Source organism: Coleofasciculus sp. F4-SAH-05 (assembly GCF_040222985.1).
Taxonomy (GTDB): domain Bacteria; phylum Cyanobacteriota; class Cyanobacteriia; order Cyanobacteriales; family Coleofasciculaceae; genus Coleofasciculus; species Coleofasciculus chthonoplastes.
On record NZ_JAVKBY010000121.1, the window covers coordinates 68,354 to 90,839 of the forward strand.

The following is a 22,486-nucleotide window of genomic DNA, read 5'->3' on the forward strand; positions in this document are numbered from 1 at the left end:
TTAACAACGGTAGTCCACTCAATTTGATCGGGTCGCCCTCTTCTCCTGTTTAGGGAGCATCCCAATTTGGCACGTTGGCTCTTTGAAAGTTGCTGAAACCCTTGCAATTGCGTTACTTTAGGTAATGCTTTGTCCAAAACGGGATGCTCCCCCTGTTTAAGCTTGCTAACGCCATACCCATCCATCTAATTCTCTGGTTTAATTTCATAGTCATGCCTACTTGATTTGCAGATACTTATATGATGTCCGGACTCATCACCCCTACTAAAAATGTACTACTTACAAGTGATACTGAGTAACCTCATGTATGGCTGAAATAATTTTCCCTTGAAGTGCTAAAATATTCTGCCTTGTTGCGCTTTTGTTTAGGGTTTAACCGGGGGGTAACTATCTTTAACATATCGCATCACTTCTTGATAAATTTCGCTACTCACACGACTGCCCCGTCTAAAGTCTTCTAGCTTGGCATTATCTAAATAGAATTCAATGGTGAATTTAATTAAGGTAAACCCCTCATATTGGGATGTTCCCTTCATCCTAATTTTTGGTTCTTGCCGTTGACTTCTAGCTTGTTTAAATCGCTCCCGCAACCATTTCACTAAATCCATGATATAATCATCGAGCCGCGTTTCTTCCCGATGAGGATTACTAATTTTCTGAAAAACTCGTTGAAACCGTCGTTTTAACAGTTCAATTTTTCGCTCCCATTCCTCAGGTAAAATATATTGATCTTCATCGCGTAAATCTGGATCTCTTAACCAAATGCGATACCATTCCCTCACCAAACCAATTAATGTGTCTGGCGATTCATTTTCTTCTAATTCAAAAATAATCCGTTTAGTCTGTCGTATTGGCACAATTTCTAAACCCAATTGTTGAAGAATGCCCTCATATTCTTGTTGTATCGTTTCAATTTCTTCAGCATTTAGACCGCCTTTTTCTGCAAATTGAATTGTTACCATCAGAGCTTCTAACGCTTGCTCAATATCTTCGAGTTTAAGGTTGACATCATTTTCCAGACTTAGACGCTGACGACCAATTTCTTTTTTATAGGCAAAATTTGTGCCTAAATTATCAACAATGTAAAACTTATCGATATGGCTTAACTTTTTTTCAATATCTCCTAATGTATCCGGGTGAGCAAAAACAATTTCCCACATGAGATGCTGACTTGCCTCTAAATCACATTCCGGAGGTATTTCTATCGGCAATGCGTAGAAGTAATGGGGGATTGGGCGACTTAAATTGGTAATCAATTGACCTTGTAAGACGCTATTGGGGATATAGACTTCACTGCGGTCATTAAATATATAAAGTTGAGTCACGCGCACACCAATCTTCCGCAGCATACCAATAGAGCCATTTTCTAACTCCAGGATGTCACCAAATTGAAATGGCGTATCAATCAATAGAACAATACCACTAAAGAAGTTCGCTAAAATATCTTTAACCGCAAACCCGATAATAAACGTTGCCCCACCCAAGGTGACCCAAATCCCAGTTAAATCAACACCAAAGGCTTGGAGAACAAAAGCAATAGCCAGCAGAAAAATTACAAACGGGACAACCCCTTCAAGGAGAGGCAGCAGCACGTTGTCCCACATCGCTTCTGTTTGTCGGGCATAATCTTTAAGGTAGTAGACAAAAACTTGAATAAATAACTGGATCAACCAATAACTGACTGCGACAATAATGCTGGCTGTCAGCAGGCGATCAAACCAGCCGATGGTATCCCCAGAATCAAGATCGGCAAAGGAAAACTTTAAACTGACCAGAATGAAAATGCTCAGGATGGGATAGGCGGAGACATTCAGGGTGACGAGGGCAATATCCCTCTCAAACTTCCGAAAAATGGAGCGCAGCCCATAAAATAGGAGGACATAGAGGAGACAGGCACCCAGGGCGGCGATCACTAGCTTCCCCAAAACGAACCCAATGGTCTGTAAGGGAATGACAGTAAATGCAGTGAACAGAATCAGAGTGTTGATGTTCATGGTTGATTGCTACGTAGTTGGCTTGAAGGCGAAGGAGTACCACGTAGCTTACTTCTCTCTTCGCCAGTACCATGAACATGATATGATAATTAGCCCAACTGGATGCCAGTTGGAGAAGCGACTACCGATAGGTTTGATGATCCCCCTTTCGGATAAGATGAGAAAATGCAAAGGAACCAAGTAACATAACTTGATAACGTTCTAGCAACTCGGTTGAGGTATACAAGTAAATGAACCAAAAAATTTTCGATAGAGTCAAAAAAATAGTTGCGGAACAACTGGAAGTTGAACCCGGTGACGTAACCCCTCAAGCTAACTTTGCCAATGATCTCAACGCCGACTCCTTGGACGTGGTGGAATTGGTTATGGCTTTAGAGGAAGAGTTCGATATCGAGATTCCAGACGAAGCTGCCGAACAGATTGCCACAGTCCAAGCGGCGGTGGACTATATCAGCTCAAAAACAGAAGCGGCGGCTTAATCAGCGGTTGTCTTCTCGACCAAGTTCTGCGTTATCGGGCAGTTTCCCTGTTTTATTGGCATCATGACAAACATTGAACTTAAGCGCGTTGTTGTTACAGGTTTGGGCGCAATTACTCCCATCGGTAATACCCTGGCGGAGTATTGGGATGGACTGTTGAGTGGGCGTAATGGTATTGGTACGATTACCCGGTTTGACCCCTCCCGCCATGCCTGTCGGATTGCTGGCGAAGTTAAGGGGTTTAATCCCCATGACTATATGGATCGCAAAGAAGCTAAGCGGATGGATCGCTTTGCCCAATTTGGCGTCGCGGCTAGCAAACAAGCGATCGCGGATGCGAAGTTTGTCATTAATGAATTGAACGCAGAACAGGTGGGCGTCGTCATCGGCACCGGGGTTGGCGGGATTAAAGTCCTGGAAGACCAACAAGAAGTCTACTTGAATCGCGGTCCCGATCGCTGTAGTCCGTTTATGATTCCGATGATGATTGCTAATATGGCAGCCGGACTTACGGCAATTCATACTGGGGCAAAGGGACCGAATACTTGTACCGTCAGCGCCTGTGCCTCTGGTGCTCATGGGGTAGGCGATGCCTTTCGCTTGATTCAACGGGGGTATGCCCAGGCGATGATTTGTGGGGGAACGGAAGCCGCCGTAACTCCGTTATCCTTGGCGGGATTTGCCTCGGCAAAAGCCCTGTCCACCCGCAATGATGACCCCAAACACGCCTGTCGCCCCTTTGATCGCGATCGCAATGGCTTTGTCATGGGCGAAGGGGCAGGCATCCTACTGTTAGAGGAATTGGAACATGCCCTCAGTCGGGGTGCCCGTATTTATGCCGAAATGGTTGGCTATGGCATGACCTGTGATGCCTATCATATAACCTCACCCGTACCCGGTGGCGAAGGGGCAATCCGGGCAATGCAGTTAGCACTCAAAGATGCCGGATTGCAGCCCGAAGATGTTAGCTATATTAATGCTCATGGGACGAGTACACCCGTTAATGATCCCACAGAAACAACGGCGATTAAAAAAGTCTTGGGCGATCATGCTTATAAGATTGCCGTAAGTTCCACCAAATCGATGACGGGTCATCTGTTAGGTGGTTCTGGGGGTATTGAATCGGTAGCCTCTGTCTTAGCGGTAACCCATGATCAAATTCCGCCGACGATTAATTTAGAAAATCCTGATCCCGACTGTGATCTCGATTATGTGCCGCATCAAAGCCGTCAGCAAACCGTCGATGTGGCGCTATCGAATTCCTTTGGCTTCGGCGGTCATAATGTCACCTTAGTCTTCAAGAAGTACAAACCTTTGTAGAGACGTAGCATGCTACGTCTCTACATCCCCCATCCCTTGCCATATTGCCCAACGTCCGCCCATGCCCAAATGGTTTAACACGGCAGGTCCGTGCAAAGCGGACATACACTATATGCTCTCCCCCTTAGATCGGCTACCCCAGCTAGACCGACTAATTGAGCAGCAGGGCTACTTTGTCATCCATGCGCCCCGGCAAACAGGTAAAACCACTGCCATGCTAGCGCTGGCACAGCAGCTTACCGCCAGTGGACGTTATACGGCGGTCATGGTATCCGCAGAAGTGGGCGCGGCTTTTCCCCATGACCCGGGAACAGCAGAACGGGCAATCCTGGATGCCTGGAAAGAGGATGCCACCTTTTGGCTACCCCCCGATCTCCATCCTCCAGATTGGACGCCCTCTGAGCCAGGGCGACAGATTGGGGCGGCATTGAGTGCTTGGACACAACAGTCCTCCCGTCCCCTGGTTGTGTTCATCGATGAAATTGATGCTCTGCAAGATGAAACCTTAATCGCCCTGTTGCGCCAACTTAGAAATGGCTATCCGAAGCGACCAAAGGGATTCCCCCAAGCTCTGGCGCTAATTGGCGTGCGGGATGTGCGGGATTACAAAGTAGCATCTGGGGGGAGTAAGCGTCTGAACACCGCTAGCCCGTTCAATATTAAAGTAGAATCCCTGACGCTACGGAATTTTACCGCCACAGAAGTTGCCCAGCTATATGCACAACACACGACTGAAACAGGTCAAGTTTTTTCCCCTGAAGCGATACAACGGGCTTTTGAATTAACTCAAGGACAACCCTGGTTGGTGAATGCCCTCGCCCGACAACTTGTGGAAGTTATTGTGCCTGATCTGCAACAGGTGATCACCGTTAATCATTTGGAACAAGCCAAGGAAATTTTGATTCAACGGCAAGATACCCATCTGGATAGTTTAGCCCACCTGTTACGGGAAGACCGAGTAAGGGTCATTCTGGAGCCGATTTTAGCAGGACAAGAATTGGGAGATATACCGAATGATGACCGACAGTTTTTGGTGGATTTAGGCTTAGTGGTGCGCCATCCGGCTGGAGGGTTGACGCCAGCGAATCCGATTTACCGGGAAGTTTTACCCAGAGTATTGGCAAGTGGACCCCAGGATAGTTTGCCTGTGATTCACCCCAGTTGGCTAACTCGTGAAGGAAAACTGGATTCGGAGCAACTTCTGGAGGCGTTTCTCAGGTTTTGGCGTCAGCATGGAGAACCCTTACTCAAAAGTGCGCCCTATCATGAGATTGCGCCCCATTTGGTGTTGATGGCATTTTTGCATCGGGTGGTGAATGGGGGAGGAACTCTTGAGCGGGAATATGCAATTGGTAGTGATCGGATGGATTTGTGTTTGGGTTATGGAGACGTCACGTTGGCGATGGAGTTGAAGGTGTGGCGTGAGGGGCGCCCCGATCCGATTAAAGCGGGATTGGAACAACTTGATCGCTATTTGGCGGGGTTAGGACTTGATACGGGATGGCTGGTGATTTTTGACCAACGTCCGGGATTACCGCCTATTGCCCAGCGTACCACGACAGAATCGGCAATTACTCCGTGCGATCGCACTATTGTGGTAATTCGGGGATGAGTCAATCCTGGCTTCCCGTGTGTCAGGACGGGTTTCTGTTGAATTCCATCCAGGAAATATGAAGCTAGTGTGAAGACCTTATGTAAAGATTTGATGAAGATGGTACCCAAGGGGATTGATTGTTGAACCGATAAGCTGTAAATCTAATGTATAGCTACCATCTAAAATTTCTATCCACAGAAATTGTCATGGTGTTGTCTAGTTCAAGGGAAAGTCTTTTATGGGAAACGAACGTCAGCCATTTCTTCGCGATCGCAAGGGTTCAAATCCAAAAAACTTACTACCCGTTTTTTACTACCCGTTTTTCGTTGCTCATCTGAACTGAACCTAAGCTTCAGCCTGCTGGGTAACGATTTGTCATCCTATATTATATAGATACCCCCAGACCGAATACCGAACTGCCCATGCATCGTCTCTGCGTGAGAAGCAGTCGTCATACAGTATTTCCAAAATGCGGCGGCTCAGGTGATTACCTATACTTACACCGTGAGTAACACCGGTGATGTGCCGTTGACGGGCGTTAGTCTCAGTGATGATAACTTCACTCCCACCAACACGGCTGATGACTTTAGCCCCACATTGAGTAGTAATGGCAATGGGGATAATGTTCTAGATGTCGGCGAAAGTTGGACGTACACCGCTAGCTACACCGCCACTCAAGCGGATATCGACAGTGGTGCGGATTTGGTTAACGTGGCTACCGCCGATACGGATCAAACCCAGCCCAAAACCGATGACGAGACAGTGGATGTGGTGCAAAATCCCAACTTCTCCATTGTTAAAGAAGCTGATGTCACGTCAGTAGACGGTGCGGGAGATGTAATTAATTACACCTACACAGTCACCAACACCGGGAATCAAACCCTAACCAATGTCAGCCTGATTGATGACAACTTCACGGCGGGTGATACCAGTGACGATTTCAATCCCACCTTTGATACCACCAGCGATAACGGTAATGGTGTCTTAGATGTGGGCGAAACTTGGGAATACACCGCCAGCCACACCGTCACTCAAACGGAAATCGACAATGGCGACGATTTAGTTAACGTGGCTACGGCTGATAGCGACGAAACTGCTCCCAAAACTGATAACGAGACAGTGGATGTGGTGCAAAATCCCAACTTCTCCATTGTTAAAGAAGCTGATGTAACTGAGGTAGACGGTGCGGGAGATGTAATTAATTACACCTACACAGTCACCAACACCGGGAATCAAACCCTAACCAATGTCAGCCTCATCGATGACAACTTCACGGCGGGTGATACCAGTGACGATTTCAATCCCACCTTTGATACCACCAGCGATAACGGTAATGGTGTCTTAGATGTGGGCGAAACTTGGGAATACACCGCCAGCTACACCGCCACTCAAGCCGATATCGACAAAGGAACCCAGCTTGTCAATGTGGCTACGGCTGACAGCGATCAAACTGAGCCTGAGGATGATAGTGAACAGGTACAAGTCTTCCAAGATCCTAACCTGTCCATTGTTAAAGATGCGGATGTCACCACAGTAGACGGCGCCGGAGATGTGATTAATTACACCTACACGGTAACCAACACTGGCAATGTCAGCTTAACCAATGTCAGCCTCAGTGATGACAACTTCACCCCTTCAGATACCAGTGACGATTTCAATCCCACCTTTGATAGCAGCAGCGATGATGGGAATGGTGTCTTAGATGTGGGCGAAACCTGGGAATACACCGCCAGCTACACCGCCACTCAAGCCGATATCGATAGTGGTGCGGATTTAGTTAACGTGGCTACCGCCGATAGCAACGAAACTGATCCCAAAACCGATGACGAGACAGTGGATGTGGTGCAAAATCCCAACCTCTCCATTGTTAAAGATGCGGATGTCACCACAGTAGACGACGCTGGCGATGTGATTAATTACACCTACACAGTCACCAACACCGGGAATCAAACCTTAACCAATGTCAGCCTGATTGATGACAACTTCACTCCCGCCGATACCAGTGACGATTTCAATCCCACCTTTGATACCACCAGTGATGATGGTAATGGTGTCTTAGATGTGGGCGAAACCTGGGAATACACCGCCAGCTACACCGCCACTCAAACGGATATTGACAGTGGTGCGGATTTAGTCAACATCGCTACGGCTGATAGTGATCAAACCCAGCCGAAGACTGATGACGAGAAAGTCACTATCACCCAGAATCCGAATCTGGAAATAAGCAAAACCGCTGATGTTAGCGAAGTGGATGCTGTAGGAGATGTGATTAACTACACCTACACCCTAACCAACACAGGCAATGTCAGCTTGAGCGATGTTACTCTCAGTGATGATAACTTCACCCCCGCCAACACGGGTGATGACTTTAGCCCCACATTGAGTAGTAACGGCAATGGTGACAATATCTTAGATGTGGGCGAAACCTGGGAATACACCGCCAGTTACACCGTCACTCAAGCCGATATCGACAGTGGCGCAGATTTGGTTAACGTCGCCACGGTGGATACGGAGCAAACTGATCCCAAGACGGATGACGAGAAAGTTGATGTGATCCAAGAGGCTGACTTCTTGCTGCTCAAGGATGCGGATGTTACTCAGGTGGACGCCGACGGAGATGTGATCAACTATACCTACACCCTGACGAACACAGGTAATGTCAGCTTGACTGGTATTACCCTCAGCGATGACAATTTCACCCCCGCAAACACCTCGGATGACTTTAGCCCGGTATTAAGTACGAATGGCAATGGGGACAATATCTTAGATGTAGGCGAAACCTGGACGTACACCGCCAGCTACACCGCCACTCAAGCGGATATCGACAATGGCGCTGATTTGGTGAACGTGGCGACAGCTGACACCGACCAAACTGATCCCAAGACTGATAATGAGACAGTGGATGTAATTCAGCGTCCTAACCTGTCCATTATTAAAGACGCCGATGTCAGTGAGGTAGACGCAGCCGGCGATGTCATCAATTACACCTACACGCTAACCAATACGGGCAATCAAACCTTAACCAATGTTAGCCTCAGCGATGACAACTTCACGCCCGCTGATACCAGTGACGACTTCAATCCCACCTTTGATAGCACAAGTGATGACGGTAATGGTGTCTTAGATGTGGGCGAAACCTGGGAATACACCGCCAGCTACACTGTCACTCAAACGGATATCGACAGTGGAGTGAATTTAGTCAACGTGGCGACGGCTGATACCGACGAAACTGATCCCAAGACTGATGATGAGACGGTAAACGTTCTCCAAATCCCCAGTATTACTATTGACAAAGTGACCAGCGATGGGGTAGTCACCGGGGATAATATTGGGGTTTCCGCCGGACAATCCATCACCTGGACTTACAAGGTGACCAATGATGGCAACCTGAACCTCTCGAATATTAACTTGAGTGATGATCAACAAGGTGCGATTACTAACCTGGTTGATAATGGCGATGGCGATTCTATCCTGGCTCCCGATGAAACCTGGGTCTATGAGGCAAGTGGAACTGCTATATTCGGTGACTATCAAAACATTGGCACAGTCACTGGTGATTACACTGATGATGGCGAGACTAAATCGGTTACTGACGCTGACCCCAGTTCCTACACCGGAATTGCTGCTCCTGGCGTGCGGACACCCGGATTCTGGATCAACTGGACTGAAGTCTGGGATGGCGATGCGAGTAACGACAGCCGCTTTGCCGGACGATCGGGTTTCCCCGGAAGCGATATTCTCCTGGCACCTTACTCAGCCTCAGCTGAAGCACCAGAAGTGATTGATCCGGTAAGTGGACAGTATAGCGAAGGGATTCTGGTGGGCGACTATAACCGGGATGGTATTACCAACAATGGTGAAAACACCATCTTCTACAGTCTCAACGAGGCAAAATCGATTCTCGCCGCATCCAAAAAAGTCGAGAAAAATGATAAGCGATACACCCTTGATCGCTCTCTGATTGCATCTTGGCTGAATAACTTAGCTTTCAACCCCGCTCCCATCGACGATATCAATGACGGTATCGCTTGGATTCAGGAGCATACGCCGGATGAAAACGGTGATGGAGTCGGTGATGGCAACTTGATTTTAGGGGCATCAACCTATGCGGTTCCCGCGAGTTCCGACTTCTGGAATGAGGAAGACTTAGTGGCGGGCTTACCTTCGGGTAACTCTATCCACACGGCTCTCGACAACTACAACAACTTTGGCATCTAATTCTAAGCTCTAAATTGGGCAGGATCAGCGGATTTAGAATCCAATTGCATTAATGCTAGAGACGCGCCATGGCGCGTCTCTACAAATAAGATGGACTGTTCTGATCAAACTTTAAAAAGGAAAACCAAATGTTAATCACCATTTTGAAACAGGGATTAGCCGTCATTGCTGGAACGACTTTAATCAGTTTTGCCAGTGCCGGAAGAGCCACAGCTGCCGACTTCAGATTTTCGTTTACGAATAGTAGTGGTAATATACCAGGAACTGTAGAAGGTTTGATTGAAGGGTTACCTATGGATAGTGGTGGTCTTCCTGTTGCCGCCAGTAATATTTCTATAACCTCTGCTCCGCCAGCTTTAGCGACAGCGATTGACGCCAATTATAGGCTGGATAATCAAAACAAGTTTATCATTGATTCGGGTCAGATTATCTTTGCGGATTTTGATAACTTTTTTAATCCTGATGGTTTTGCTTTAGGATTGGCATTGAATAGTGGCTTTTCTAACTTTCTTACAGCGCCTTACAATTTTTCTAGACGGGTGGAAGATTCGAGTCGCTCCGTAACATTTACACCTGTATTGGCTACACCTGCGTCCGCTCAATCCGTTCCTGAACCTACTTCTGTGCTAGGTTTGATCGGTGTGGGTGTTTTAGTTTCAGGATCAGCCCGGAAGCGCCGAGATAGCGTAAACTAATCGTCATCCTTCATAGTGTTATCTGGGGATTTTCTCATCGGTTAAGGATGCGGAGGATTTGAACTAAGCCAAATCGTTTACAGAGCATAACCCGGTTTCTTGACCGATGTCCTAGAAGCGATACGCGATCGCACTTTTTGCTTGTGTAGTGGAATGTGACAAAAAAATAACCTGCCAGTCATTTTAGAGGTTGAGAGCGCCGATCACCCGTCCCATGTCGCCTGCCAGAACGTCTCTCCTGAATGGGTAATGGTTTAGGGGCTGCTACTGATAGTTATACCAGCCGATGCTATAGGAATTGCCCAAGCCAACGATCAGCACGATTTACCCGACCAACACCCCAATCGCCAAATTTTAGCCAAGCTTATACCAAGGAGTCTTGATCATCGATCCCCCTAATGGGATGATGAGTGTATCCTTGGGGAAAGAGTAACCCTCGCTTTGCGGAAAAAATTTTGCGTTAAACCCTAGTTTCCTGGAGTCATTAAATAACACCTATGGTCGTTGCAACCCAATCTCTCGAAGAACTTTGTATTAATTCCATCCGCTTTCTGGCGATAGACGCCGTAGAGAAAGCCAATTCCGGTCATCCCGGATTACCAATGGGCGCAGCACCGATGGCGTTTGTGCTGTGGGATCGGCTGATGCGGTACAACCCGAAAAACCCCAACTGGTTAAACCGCGATCGCTTTGTGTTGTCAGCGGGTCATGGCTGTATGTTACAGTATGCCTTGCTCTATCTAACCGGATACGATAGCGTTAGCCTCGATGATATCAAGCAGTTCCGTCAGTGGGACTCCAAAACTCCCGGTCACCCGGAAAACTTCATGACCGAAGGAGTAGAAGTTACCACTGGACCATTGGGACAAGGGATCGCCAATGGTGTGGGGTTAGCTATGGCAGAGGCACATTTAGCCGCCAAGTTTAATAAACCCGATTGCCAAATTATCGACCACTACACCTATGTCATTTTAGGTGATGGTTGCAATATGGAAGGCGTATCTGGAGAAGCCTGTTCTGTCGCCGGACATCTGGGATTGGGCAAACTGATTGCCCTCTACGATGATAACCATATCTCCATTGATGGTTCCACCGACCTTGCCTTTACCGAAGATGTGGGCAAGCGCTTTGAGGCTTATGGTTGGCATGTCCAACATGTTCCCGATGGTAACACCAACTTGGACGCGATTCACAAGGCAATTGAAGCGGCTAAAGCGGTTACCGATAAGCCTTCGTTAATTAAAGTTACCACCACGATTGGTTTCGGTTCTCCCAACAAAGCCAACTCCCATGACGTACACGGTGCGGCGTTAGGTGCAGACGAAGTGAAAGCCACTCGTGAACATCTGGATTGGAAGTATCCAGAATTCGAGGTACCCGAAGACGCCCTGAAGCATTTCCGCAAGGCAGTTGATCGCGGTGCTGAGTACGAAGAGGAGTGGAACAAACTCTTCACCCGTTACAAAACTGAATACGCAGAAGAAGCTGCCGTATTAGAACGGATGGCTAGCGGCAAGTTGCCCGAAAACTGGGAGAAAGCCCTGCCTACCTACACCCCCCAGGATAAGAAAGATGCCACTCGGAATCAATCGGGTGCAACCCTCAACGCCATGGCTGGGGTACTACCAGAACTCATTGGCGGTTCGGCTGACTTAGCTCCTTCCAACAAAACCTTACTCAAATCCTCCAAGGATTTCCAAAAAGGTGCCTATGAAAATCGCAACCTCCGCTTTGGGGTTCGCGAACATGGTATGGGAGCGATTTGTAATGGGATTGCCCTGCATAAGTCTGGCTTGATTCCTTACGGTGCCACGTTCTTAGTCTTCACCGACTACATGCGGGCATCAATTCGCCTGTCTGCCCTATCCCACGCTGGGGTAATCTGGGTAATGACCCATGACTCCGTGGCATTAGGAGAAGATGGTCCGACCCACCAACCGATTGAGCATATTCCCACCCTGCGAGCGATTCCCGACTTAATCGTGCTGCGCCCTGCGGATGGCAATGAAACCTCTGGCGCCTATAAGGTAGCGGTTGAGAAGGCAAAACCTGCCCAGGGTTTAGCAACACCCAGTCTGTTAGCACTGTCTCGGCAAGGGCTACCTAATCTAGAGGGAAGTTCGATTGATGCTGTTGCCCAAGGTGCTTACATCCTATCGGATAGCGATGGCACACCCGACATCATCTTAATTGGCACCGGTTCGGAAGTTCACATCTGCGTTGATGCAGCGGAAAAACTCCGAGGTGATGGCAAGAAAGTTCGCGTGGTTTCTATGCCAAGTTGCGAACTGTTTGAGGAACAAGATGAAAGCTATCGCGAATCCGTATTACCCAAAGCCGTAACCAAGCGGTTAGCGGTGGAAGCGGGTTCTAGCTTTGGCTGGTGTCGCTATGTTGGCGTTGAAGGTGACACGATTAGTATTGATCGCTTTGGCGTATCGTCTCCCGGTGGCGTAGCGTTAGAGAAGTTTGGCTACACGGTGGATAATATCGTGGCTAAGGCTAAGGCGCTTTAGGGATAGTAATTTCGTAGGGGCACGGCATTGCCGTGCCTTACAATCAGAAAGGCTCTCTATTTTTAGGGAGCCTTTTTCAGCGATAGCTTCAGCAAAGAAAGTTATCAAATTTGGTACATAGGTACTATTTTAGGATACTATAGTGCAGTACAACCCCTTATACTGAGAGGGGCTATGAAAGCAGAGCTTCTCAAGAGACTTTTTAGAGCGATCGCGAGTTCCGACACAGAGGCGATCGACAAGCTGACGTACCTAGTGATTGAGGAAGAGCGTAAGAAAGGACACACGCTGCTTGCTGATCAGCTAGATAATATCAAGAAAAAGAGCCAGAAAGATAAGCCGACTTCCAACAGCAAGCCAACCTCTGTTGTATCGGACAATCTACAGGCTCTCAGTGAACTGCCAACCAGTAAGCGATTCAATCTTCCCTTAGTTACTGTCATACCGAGGGAGAAACTGCGACATCAGATGGTATTACCTGAAGCGATTGAGAAACGTTTCCAGCGTATTGAGCGTGAGTATGCGGCAAGAGATAGACTGGCTCATTATGGACTACGCTATAGGCAAAAAATTCTCCTTTATGGTTTCCCCGGTTGCGGAAAGACGCTGGGAGCTGAACGTTTAGCCTGGAACACAGGTTTACCTTTGCTTAAAGTTCGCTTTGATGCCATGGTATCGTCTTTTTTGGGGGAAACAGCCAGTAATTTGCGCGTCATATTTGATAAGGCGTCAGAAGAGCCATGTTTGCTGTTTCTTGATGAATGTGACTCTATCGCTAAATCACGGCAAGACACGCAAGAAGTAGGAGAAATCAAGCGAGTTGTGAATACATTTCTGCAAATCCTCGATGAGTACCAGCCCTCTTCTGGTCTTTTAGTTGCGGCTACTAACCTGAATAAGTCTTTAGATACTGCCCTTTGGAGACGATTTGATGACTTGATTGAAGTACCCCTACCAGGAGAACAGGAGCTAGAAGTTATACTAAAGCAAACTCTGTCTGCAATTGCAGTTGGCTCGATTAATTGGCTTCAGATTATTAAGCAGATGAATGGTTTCTCTGCGGCTCAAGCTGTGAGAGTAGCACAAGATGCTGCTAAACGAGCGATTCTTGATCGAGAGGGGTTGGTGATTCAGGAACACCTGGAAGAAGCGATCAAAGAGATCAAGATTTATTAGAAAAAATTATGAGCTTGTTTGGAGAACTAAATGGTTGATTTTCCTCATATCCCGCTTAGATTGACCAGGGAAGGAACTGCTGTATTTACCTCTGGAGGGAGAAAACCAAATCCTCGAACCACTACAAACCTCAGTGATCGCTGGGGACATGGAAATAGACTCAAGAATTCAACAGTATCTATCGTCTCGGCTTGGAAAGATATTCAACAGAAGCGGGAGGAAGAGGAAAAACCTCCACTCCCTGATGCTCAACGGATTATTTTACAGATTGACCCTGATACTTTTGATCCAGATGATTTGAAGACTTATGGCATTGAGGTAATCGCCGAATTAGAAGATGGATATATTATTGGTGCTTCAGCCGATTTAGAACTGAGTGATCTGCGAAAAAAGATTGAGAAATTCATTAAGGAGGAACGGGGTGGGAAAAAAGTTTCAGAAATATGGGATATTGTTGAGGGATTTAAAAAACCAGAATATATTCTGTCTCCTGAACTCCTAGCCCACTGGAATCAGGTTAAAGATGATCAGATATACATTGTTGATGTAGGTATTGCTTGTATTGGGACTAAGGTGAAGTTGTCTGATTATCCAAAGCGTAAACCCAATGAATCTAATGATAAATTTAATAAACGAGTCAATAAGTGGCTTGATAAACGAAATTTAACTTATGAAGAATGGGATGATTTAGCATACGAAAGACAACAGGAGTTTATTGAATTTATTCAGAATGAAGTCTATCAGGGGCAAATCATCAGTTCTTTTGTCGATTCAAAAACACCTAAATATGCTAAATTACCAGATAGTTTTTCGTGTCGCATTCAAATTTCTGGTAAAGGGTTAAAAGATTTGGTTTTCAATTTCCCCTTTATTTTTGATGTTATTGAACCTGATCAGTTTGCAGAAATAAGGCAACAAGGCGTATCTGACATCAATGAACCCCGCTTGATTCTACAACCACCTAAATCTAATGATCCAAAGGTATGTATTATAGATAGTGGTATTCAAGAAAGGCATTCACTTCTAAGAACAGCCATTGATGCACAAAGTTCAATATCTTGGGTTCCTGGCGAAGTTAATCAAACTGCTGACAACGTAAGCAATGGTGGACATGGAACCAGAGTAGCTGGTGCAGTGCTTTATCCCAAAACTATTCCGCGCCAAGGCAACCACCAAGCTATTTGCTGGCTTCAAAACGCAAGAGTTTTAGATGCTAACTGCCAATTACCCGAACAGTTATTCCTGCCTGATATATTGGGAAATATTGTCGAATTTTACCACAGTCAAACAGGAACAAGAATTTTTAATCATTCAATTACCGGCTCTGTACCTTGTCAAACTCGATATATGAGTGCTTGGGCAGCCGCTATCGATCAACTGACATGGCACAATGATATCCTTTTCATTGTAGCTGCTGGAAATTTACCACTAAATCATCGAGTAGGGATTACCCGATTATCGGTTATGGATCATCTTAATGCTAATCGACCCTACCCAGATTATCTTTTAGAGAATTCTTGTAGGATTGCCAATCCTGCTCAAAGTTTTCAAGCGTTAACCGTTGGCTCCATCGCTTTAAATTCTTATCATGCACCACCCTATTCATCAATATCACAGCAGGATAAACCCTCAGCCTTTTCTTGTTCTGGATTGGGACTATGGGATTCTATTAAACCGGAAGTAGTGGAGTATGGAGGCGATTTAGTCAAAGATGGAGGTACACCACCCAACATCACTTCTCCTGAAAATGTTTGCCCTGAATTAGTACGATCAACGTTGAGTGGTGGTTCAGCCGTTGCGTCTGACGCAGTTGGAACATCATTTGCCGCACCGAAAGTAAGCCATATTGCAGCTTATCTTGCGGCTGAATTTACCCATGAGAGTTGTCTTCTGTACCGGGCGCTAATCGTGCAATCAGCAAGATGGTTAGAGTGGGCAAGGAAAAATAATGTAGATAAGCTACAAGTTATTCGTCAAGTTGGTTATGGTCTTCCTAATCTTGACCGCGCTTTGAACAATGCCCCCAATCGCATCACTTTGATTACGCGAGGAGAAAAGCATATTAAAGCTCGACAAGCCCATGTTTATCAAGTGAAATTGCCAGATAACCTGCGTTCTCAAGGGGAAGAACTAGACATTTTACTGGAAGTTACCTTATCCTACAAAGCTCAACCTCGTCGAACGCGGCGAAATCGCAGAAGATATCTCTCAACTTGGGTTGACTGGGAGTGTAGTAAAAGAGGGGAAGATCCAGATAGTTTCCTGGCAAGAGTTTTGAAAGAGTATGATGCTCCAGATGATTCAGAAAAAGGAGATAAAATTTTTAGTTGGACTCTAGGAAAACAGAAAAATCATGGAAGAACTCAGGGGGTATCCAGAAGTGCAGGAACTCTTCAGAAAGATTGGGCTATTGTCAAATCCTATAATCTTAGAGACGCTTTCTGTATAGCAGTAGTTGGACATGAAGGCTGGAATAATGATCCAGATGCTAACGCTCCGTACTCTCTAGTTGTGAGTTTTGAAGCTATAGAATCTAATATTCCGATTTATGCTGCACTCGTCGAAGCTCAAGTAGAACCAGAGATTGAGCTACAGACGGAAATTCAAGTAACGAGCAACCAGTGACGCGATCGCGCCTTGGACACTCAAGCGAATCTGGGATACCCTAAACTAAACGCCGTGGGCGATTTGACTTGTACCCAACCTATACCCCTAATCGCCATGTCAGAGGAATTCCGCCAAATTTTCCCCACCCCTCCGCCTGCTGCGGATATTTTTGCCACCTACCAACTCACCCAAGAGTTCCACCGAGAAACGCAGTATCGGCAGGAATTCGAGTCCTACTGCCAATGGTATCGCCAAACCGCCAAACGCCACCAACAGGAACTCCAAAAAATGCAAGGCGACATCAACCTGTTTAGGTGGTTCTGTCGCCGCTAATGATTCATAAAGTAATAATACACAGTCAACCATCAATGCTCATAATTCAATATATTCAATCGTTGGCGAATTCTGCTTTCTCCCCGTGAGCAAATAACAATTCATTTGCCCCTTCCCTTTGACTTGAATCAAACCGCGATCTTCAAAATGATAGCGATGCTTGAGGCGCTTATACGTGTCTTCCGTTACCTGAATACTCCCCGGTAAGCCGTGGGATTCCATGCGACTGGCAATATTTACTGTATCTCCCCACAAATCATAAATAAACTTTTTAATCCCAATAATTCCTGCAATCACCGGTCCAGTATGAATGCCAATGCGAATACTAAAGGATTTCCCGGTTTCTTGACAAAATTGCTCAATTACCCGTTGCATATCCAACGCCATATCCGCGATCGCTTCCGTGTGGTTGAGCATCGGCATCGGTAGCCCCCCAACCACCATATAGGCATCACCAATCGTTTTAATCTTTTCTAAATGGTGTTCCTCAACCAGTTGATCAAACTCCGAGAAAATCACATTCAAAATCTCAACCAACTCAATCGGCGAAGTGTGAGACGCCAACTCCGTAAACCCGACAATATCGGCAAAGAGTACCGTCACCTCATTAAAGTGATCCGCGATCGTCCGCTCTTCTCGCTTCAGACGATAGGCAATGGGTGCTGGCAAAACATTCAGTAGTAAGTGTTCGGATTTTGCGGTTTCCCGATCCAATGTGGTTAACGCAGAAGCAAACTGTCTGGCAATAATTACTGCCGCAATTAATGCTACTAACACAGCCGCCACTAATAATACCGTCGCCGTCTCACTAGTGTCATTAATCGTTCGACGCGCTCGATCCGCCTCCGCATCTGCCAAGTCGATTAATTTATCGGCTAGTGCCTGTGCCTGTTGATCAAAATTGCGAATTTTGTCCTGAATTTCCTTGTCGAGTCGAACGATATCTTTAGCAACCGATTGATAAGCATCGAGATATCTTAATGCCTGTCTCCGTTCCGTTTCATTAAATTTAGCACTGGTGTTAATTTGCTCACGTAATTGTTGCGCTGTTTTCGTCAGTAACTCCATTCTTGCAGGTTCACGAGTGGATAAATATTCCTTTTCATAGGACTGCATTTCATTAACTAATCCGAGAAACTCTTGAGCCTCTGCTAGTTCCAAGCGATTCCGCAATAGAGTTAAATTTTGTTCCAGTTGTTCGAGTACACCAACATTATCAATTCCCAAATTACTCACCAAACCCACCGTTTCCTGGAAACTGCGAGAATATTGCTCAACAATTTCCACATACTCGACTAAATCCGGATTACTCTGCCGTTTAAATATCCCCCCCTCAACCTGAGCCAGAAGCTCTTGCAGTTGGCTACTAATATCGATAACTTTGTCAATCTCTTGGCGGTGTTTTTCGCGAAACTCATTCAGATTTGTACTGGAAAAATTAATACTGGGCCACCGTAAAAAGAAGTCAATTTCCACACGACGGGCATTGCGTAACGCCGCATCCATTTCAAACCCGCGCCGTTGAACTTCAATACTGGTTAGAAGCACCGCTTCTGTCTCATTACGCATTTGCCGCAGAGAGACAAAGCCTGTCATTGACACAATACCAATCAACAACAGCAGCGCAATAAATGCCAACGCAAACTTGGTGGTGATGCTAAGTTTGCGCCCAGCTCCAGTCAGGCGCTTCCATCTTTTCATAGTCCCTTCTTATTTAGTCCTTCGTCATTTGTCCTTAGTCCTAAGGCGCCTTTCGATAACCAATGACCAATGACCCAGCCATTAATTTGTAGAGACGTAGCATGCTACGTCTCTACTCAATAATCCCCCCCAGAACCATAGCGCCATGCATCCAGCCAACGGTGGTAATAGTATTGAGTCGTCGGGGGTAATTGATGTACAGGTTTACTCATGAATTGTCCTAATGGATATAAGCCACTGTAGACACCCAGATTTATGTAATGCACCATCCAATCTAACAGCGTGGTTAACCCAACTTGGGGAATCACGGGAGTCACCAGTCCCGGTTTAGTTAGGGAAATGAGTGTTAGAGTTTGGAATAATCCAGAAAACTGCACCACATCTTGCAGGAAAGGACGCAGTACGTCATCCCCCAACTGTGCCATTGTTTGAAAAACGCCTGTTAGTAACTCATTGATTTGATTGGGGGGTATATTTTGCTCAACGCCCACACTCATCGCCCGTTGAAACATCCAGGTAACGGCAATATTCGGCTGATAGGGTTGCAGTAGACTCAAGGCATCTTGGGTCAAAACGTCGCAGCTAAGGGCTTCCTGGATGCCTTCTGTTAAACGTTTGAGGTGACGCACCATCGAACCAAACCCGCCAAAACTGACGGGGGATTGAGCGCCACTGCTATCACCCACGGGCAAAATTCGATTCCAGGGCATTCTGATGGGGCTTTCTTTGTAGGATGGGAAAAAGCCAAATAACACTCGTTTAAAATCAAGTTGCGACAGTTCCACCCCCTGATAGTCGGGCAATAGCCGGAAGTATTCCTCCATAAAAAACCCCAAACTGGGGCGTTGGGGATGGGCGTCGAGATAGCTGAATAAGTAGGTGGTTCTACCATCTCTGGCGGGAAATGCTTCCCAAAAGTATTGACAATGATTCTGAATGGGTGTAAAAGAGACAATTAAATCCCCCGTATCATTCTGGGTAAACCCTTGAGCGCAACTCCCCACGACGAGACAAACGCCTTCCGGTTTTTCCCCCTGTCGCACTTGTTTAACAATGGGGGAGAAGTTACCCATCGCATCAATCAGTAACCGAGTGTTTAACCCACCCGCTGCCTCGACGCGCACCCCATCAGGATGAATCACCGCCCCCTCAAATGCCGTTTTTTCCAAAAGCTGACCCCCAGCCTCGATAAACTTGGACTTGAGCGTATCCAGGAGGAAAACTGGGTCAACGCCAATATTGAGGACATCCCGCACCCAGACATCCTCTCCCCCCAAAAAACTCACCCGACCTGGGTTATACTCAGATGCGATCGCGTCCTCTAATTCTTCAGGCGATAACAGGTCAAGTTCCAGGAATACATCAAGTTCTGGGCGGGAAATATTCCACTCTTGATCCCTCCCCCGCAAAATCCCCCGTTCTAATACGGCGACACGCCAGCCTCGCCTTTGCAAAGCAGCACCCAGGAGAATGCCTAAGGTACCACCACAGATAACGATATCCCAATCGACGGTTCCTAAAGGTTCTTTTGATTCCTTAACCACCTGGGGAATCGGCGTGGTATCGTCTCGCAACGCTTGCCAGAATTGGTCAGCCTTCCGCAAGCCTGCCAAGACATCCCCCGGTAACTGGGAAAGAATGTGTTCAGTTTGACTCATGACTCTCTCGTTTGGCACAGATGCTCCCTCTACATCCTAATCTGCGAGGGGTTAAAGATAGAAGGCAGAGGGGCAGAGGGTAAGGAACAAGGCAATGATATAACGGTTCAGTAAAACATGACCTAGGCAGAATGACACCGACTTAAACTGGGTTCGTAGTAGGCACTTTAGTGCCAGTAGCGCTGAAGCGCTGACTACAAACTCTCAAGTCAGTTGACATTCGATTTAAACTGGGTTCGTAGTAGGCACTTTAGTGCCAGCAGCGCTAAAGCGCTGACTACAAACTCTAAAGTTGAACCCTCAATTTCTTCTGTTCCCTGTTCCCTTGTTTTAAATTTGAAAAATGAACAAACTATTTTTATTAGCTATTATCGCTATCGGCTCTATGGGATTCGCAACTCCAGTTGTAGCCGAAACCAAAACCGCCGAATCGGGAAACGTTCGAGCTGAATTTTCCTATCAAAGCCAAGACTTTTGTTTAGAGAATCCCCAATTGCAAATCAGTCGGGATGGAGAAAACGTCCTGAATAAATCGCTATCAACAGACGATTTTTTGATTTGTCGGTTGACGGATTTGCAAGTCCGCAACTTAGACATTAACCCCAAACCCGAAGTTATTTTAGACACCTATACGGGTGGAGCGCATTGCTGTTGGGTTTCTATGATTTATCGCTACGATGCGGCTCAAGATGCCTATACTCTAACCGAACAGTTTTGGGGGAATGTGGGTTACGAATTTAAAGACTTAAATCAAGATAACATTCCCGAATTTTGGACGCGGGACGATAGTTTTGCCTACGCCTTTACGTCTTATGCTGGTTCGTCCTATCCCTTGAAGATTTGGCAATATCGTAACGGCAAGATGTTCGATGTAACGCGCAGCTATCCGCAACTGATCTACAATGATGCCTATCAACTCTGGCAGCGTTATACAGAAACTGATTATCCCGGTGTGGCTAGAGGAGCATTAGCCGCTTATTTAGCGGATAAATATATGCTCGGTCAAAGTGAAGATGGATGGCAACGTGTTCGTCAAGCGTATCAAGTAAATGATAGAGAGTCATTCTTTAATGATTTACGCAAATTCCTCCAACAAACGGGTTATATTAGAAACCCTGGAGAAACAGCCTATTATCGGCTAGCTGATTTAGAGAAGACGGGACTGTATAACCAATGTCCCCAAGAAACTAGCTTAAGGACGGCTGGGGAAACGAACAACTATCGTTTTGCTATCTGTGCGGGTGAGTCGGGTCAATATTATCTGGGACAATCGAAGCGGACAGGAGATTCGATTACAGTGAAGTATAAGCAGGATGATCCAGAGAATTCGTTCCGTCGTGGCGATACGGTTTATCGCCTACAAATGGATGAAGGTGACTCGGCGAATTTGTATCTGGAAGTCTATCAAAATAATCAGCGATTATTGAGGGAAATGGCACAGCAGGTTTATTCATCGATTTAATAAAAGAGGGCGGTTGTAGACGCGGAGCAGCTTCCCGTAGGGTAACCGCAGCTATACAAACAAAACCCGCCTGCGCGGGTTTCCCGTCGATTTTGTCGGTTGGCTTGACGCATGTTACCCAACTCCCTCGGAACAAACAATAGGGGGAGCGTTTCACCCTCATCCCCTAACCCCTTCTCCCATCAAGGGAGAAGGGGAAAAAGCTCTCGCAACATCTGGTTTCCCCCATGGAACAAAAAGCTCTCGCAACATCTGGTCTCCCCCTCTTTAAGCAGCAGGGGGTTTTCTTTTTTATTAAAATTAGTGGCATTGAATCTATTAATCGTTAAATTAGCAACATTTTTTGCTACTTATATAATATAAGGTCTCATTCAATTCTTTTTTGTCCCGCCATCCTTTTCTTTTTACACGAATTACACGGTGAAGATTGGGATGCTTTTGATTCCTCAAATTTTCTGGATTAAATACAGATACTGTTCGAGTTACTTGGCGGAGGCCCGACTTACATCCTTTTTTTCATATTCGCTTACTGGACTTTCTCTTTCCGTTAACTCCTTAAGACTATTGTACAATTTTATTTGATTCCTTTTTACCGTCATCAGACCCAAAAAAATAATAGATAAAACTACCCATAATTCGTGCCGTTTGCCTCGCTTGTTGCGAAAATCCTTGACTTTTTTGAATTCTTCAATTATCCTAGCAAGCATGATTTTTTTGAAATTGAAAAAAGTGA

Annotated in this window: 13 protein-coding genes and 1 pseudogene; 10 read left to right on the plus strand and 4 right to left on the minus strand. The window is 46.2% G+C overall.

Annotation, left to right across the window (positions count from 1 at the left end):
• Window positions 1-365 precede the first annotated feature (365 nt).
• Window positions 366-1,994, minus strand: a complete 1,629-nt coding sequence (locus tag RIG27_RS14750; RefSeq protein WP_446346289.1) for a mechanosensitive ion channel family protein — start codon at window positions 1,992-1,994, stop codon at window positions 366-368.
• A gap of 230 nt (window positions 1,995-2,224) precedes the next feature.
• On the opposite strand from RIG27_RS14750, the gene acpP reads away from it, so the two are divergent.
• The 9 genes from acpP (at window position 2,225) to RIG27_RS14795 (ending at window position 16,932) form a co-directional block, all read left to right on the plus strand.
• Window positions 2,225-2,473, plus strand: coding sequence for an acyl carrier protein (gene acpP / locus RIG27_RS14755; protein ID WP_446344441.1), 249 nt, complete (start codon window positions 2,225-2,227; stop codon window positions 2,471-2,473).
• Window positions 2,474-2,536: 63 nt separating this feature from the next.
• Entirely contained in the window at window positions 2,537-3,793 is a 1,257-nt protein-coding gene (fabF, locus tag RIG27_RS14760; RefSeq protein WP_446346291.1) for a beta-ketoacyl-ACP synthase II, read from the plus strand.
• A 61-nt stretch (window positions 3,794-3,854) separates the two neighbouring features.
• On the plus strand, window positions 3,855-5,405 hold the full coding sequence (locus tag RIG27_RS14765) for an AAA family ATPase (protein ID WP_446346293.1): 1,551 nt from the start codon (window positions 3,855-3,857) through the stop codon (window positions 5,403-5,405).
• 435 nt (window positions 5,406-5,840) lie between these two features.
• Window positions 5,841-9,605 (plus strand): beta strand repeat-containing protein, encoded by a 3,765-nt coding sequence (locus RIG27_RS14770; protein WP_446346317.1) that lies wholly within the window; start codon window positions 5,841-5,843, stop codon window positions 9,603-9,605.
• Window positions 9,606-9,733: 128 nt separating this feature from the next.
• The gene (locus RIG27_RS14775) at window positions 9,734-10,300 is read left to right on the plus strand and encodes a PEP-CTERM sorting domain-containing protein (protein ID WP_446346294.1); all 567 of its coding nucleotides are present in this window, start codon (window positions 9,734-9,736) and stop codon (window positions 10,298-10,300) included.
• Window positions 10,301-10,797: 497 nt separating this feature from the next.
• Window positions 10,798-12,816 carry a transketolase gene (gene tkt, locus RIG27_RS14780; RefSeq protein ID WP_446346296.1) on the plus strand — a complete coding sequence of 673 codons (2,019 nt, stop codon included), beginning with the start codon at window positions 10,798-10,800 and terminating at the stop codon, window positions 12,814-12,816.
• Between the two features lie 174 nt (window positions 12,817-12,990).
• The gene (locus RIG27_RS14785; RefSeq protein WP_446346297.1) at window positions 12,991-13,992 is read left to right on the plus strand and encodes an ATP-binding protein; all 1,002 of its coding nucleotides are present in this window, start codon (window positions 12,991-12,993) and stop codon (window positions 13,990-13,992) included.
• A 30-nt stretch (window positions 13,993-14,022) separates the two neighbouring features.
• A complete protein-coding gene (locus tag RIG27_RS14790) occupies window positions 14,023-16,617 on the plus strand; it encodes a S8 family peptidase (RefSeq protein WP_446346299.1) in 2,595 nt (864 codons plus the stop codon).
• 12 nt (window positions 16,618-16,629) lie between these two features.
• Complete coding sequence (locus tag RIG27_RS14795) at window positions 16,630-16,932, plus strand: hypothetical protein (protein ID WP_446346301.1); 303 nt, start codon at window positions 16,630-16,632, stop codon at window positions 16,930-16,932.
• Between the two features lie 39 nt (window positions 16,933-16,971).
• On the opposite strand, the gene RIG27_RS14800 is transcribed toward RIG27_RS14795, so the two are convergent.
• Together RIG27_RS14800 and RIG27_RS14805 are read right to left on the minus strand one after the other, a co-directional pair.
• Window positions 16,972-18,633, minus strand: coding sequence for an adenylate/guanylate cyclase domain-containing protein (locus RIG27_RS14800; RefSeq protein ID WP_446346303.1), 1,662 nt, complete (start codon window positions 18,631-18,633; stop codon window positions 16,972-16,974).
• 116 nt (window positions 18,634-18,749) lie between these two features.
• Window positions 18,750-20,291: an FAD-dependent oxidoreductase gene (locus tag RIG27_RS14805; protein WP_446346305.1), complete on the minus strand. Its 1,542-nt coding sequence runs from the start codon at window positions 20,289-20,291 to the stop codon at window positions 18,750-18,752.
• 343 nt (window positions 20,292-20,634) lie between these two features.
• On the opposite strand from RIG27_RS14805, the gene RIG27_RS14810 reads away from it, so the two are divergent.
• Entirely contained in the window at window positions 20,635-21,753 is a 1,119-nt protein-coding gene (locus RIG27_RS14810; RefSeq protein ID WP_446346307.1) for a hypothetical protein, read from the plus strand.
• Between the two features lie 482 nt (window positions 21,754-22,235).
• Here RIG27_RS14810 and RIG27_RS14815 read toward each other — a convergent pair.
• Window positions 22,236-22,486 (minus strand): annotated as a pseudogene (locus tag RIG27_RS14815) (hypothetical protein); the annotation flags it as partial.

Coding starts and splice junctions, on each gene's coding strand:
- RIG27_RS14750 (WP_446346289.1), bottom strand. CDS start 1,994: ATGAACATCAACACTCTGATTCTGTTCACTGCATTTACTGTCATTCCC.
- acpP (WP_446344441.1), top strand. CDS start 2,225: ATGAACCAAAAAATTTTCGATAGAGTCAAAAAAATAGTTGCGGAACAA.
- fabF (WP_446346291.1), top strand. CDS start 2,537: ATGACAAACATTGAACTTAAGCGCGTTGTTGTTACAGGTTTGGGCGCA.
- RIG27_RS14765 (WP_446346293.1), top strand. CDS start 3,855: ATGCCCAAATGGTTTAACACGGCAGGTCCGTGCAAAGCGGACATACAC.
- RIG27_RS14775 (WP_446346294.1), top strand. CDS start 9,734: ATGTTAATCACCATTTTGAAACAGGGATTAGCCGTCATTGCTGGAACG.
- tkt (WP_446346296.1), top strand. CDS start 10,798: ATGGTCGTTGCAACCCAATCTCTCGAAGAACTTTGTATTAATTCCATC.
- RIG27_RS14785 (WP_446346297.1), top strand. CDS start 12,991: ATGAAAGCAGAGCTTCTCAAGAGACTTTTTAGAGCGATCGCGAGTTCC.
- RIG27_RS14790 (WP_446346299.1), top strand. CDS start 14,023: ATGGTTGATTTTCCTCATATCCCGCTTAGATTGACCAGGGAAGGAACT.
- RIG27_RS14800 (WP_446346303.1), bottom strand. CDS start 18,633: ATGAAAAGATGGAAGCGCCTGACTGGAGCTGGGCGCAAACTTAGCATC.
- RIG27_RS14805 (WP_446346305.1), bottom strand. CDS start 20,291: ATGAGTCAAACTGAACACATTCTTTCCCAGTTACCGGGGGATGTCTTG.
- RIG27_RS14810 (WP_446346307.1), top strand. CDS start 20,635: ATGAACAAACTATTTTTATTAGCTATTATCGCTATCGGCTCTATGGGA.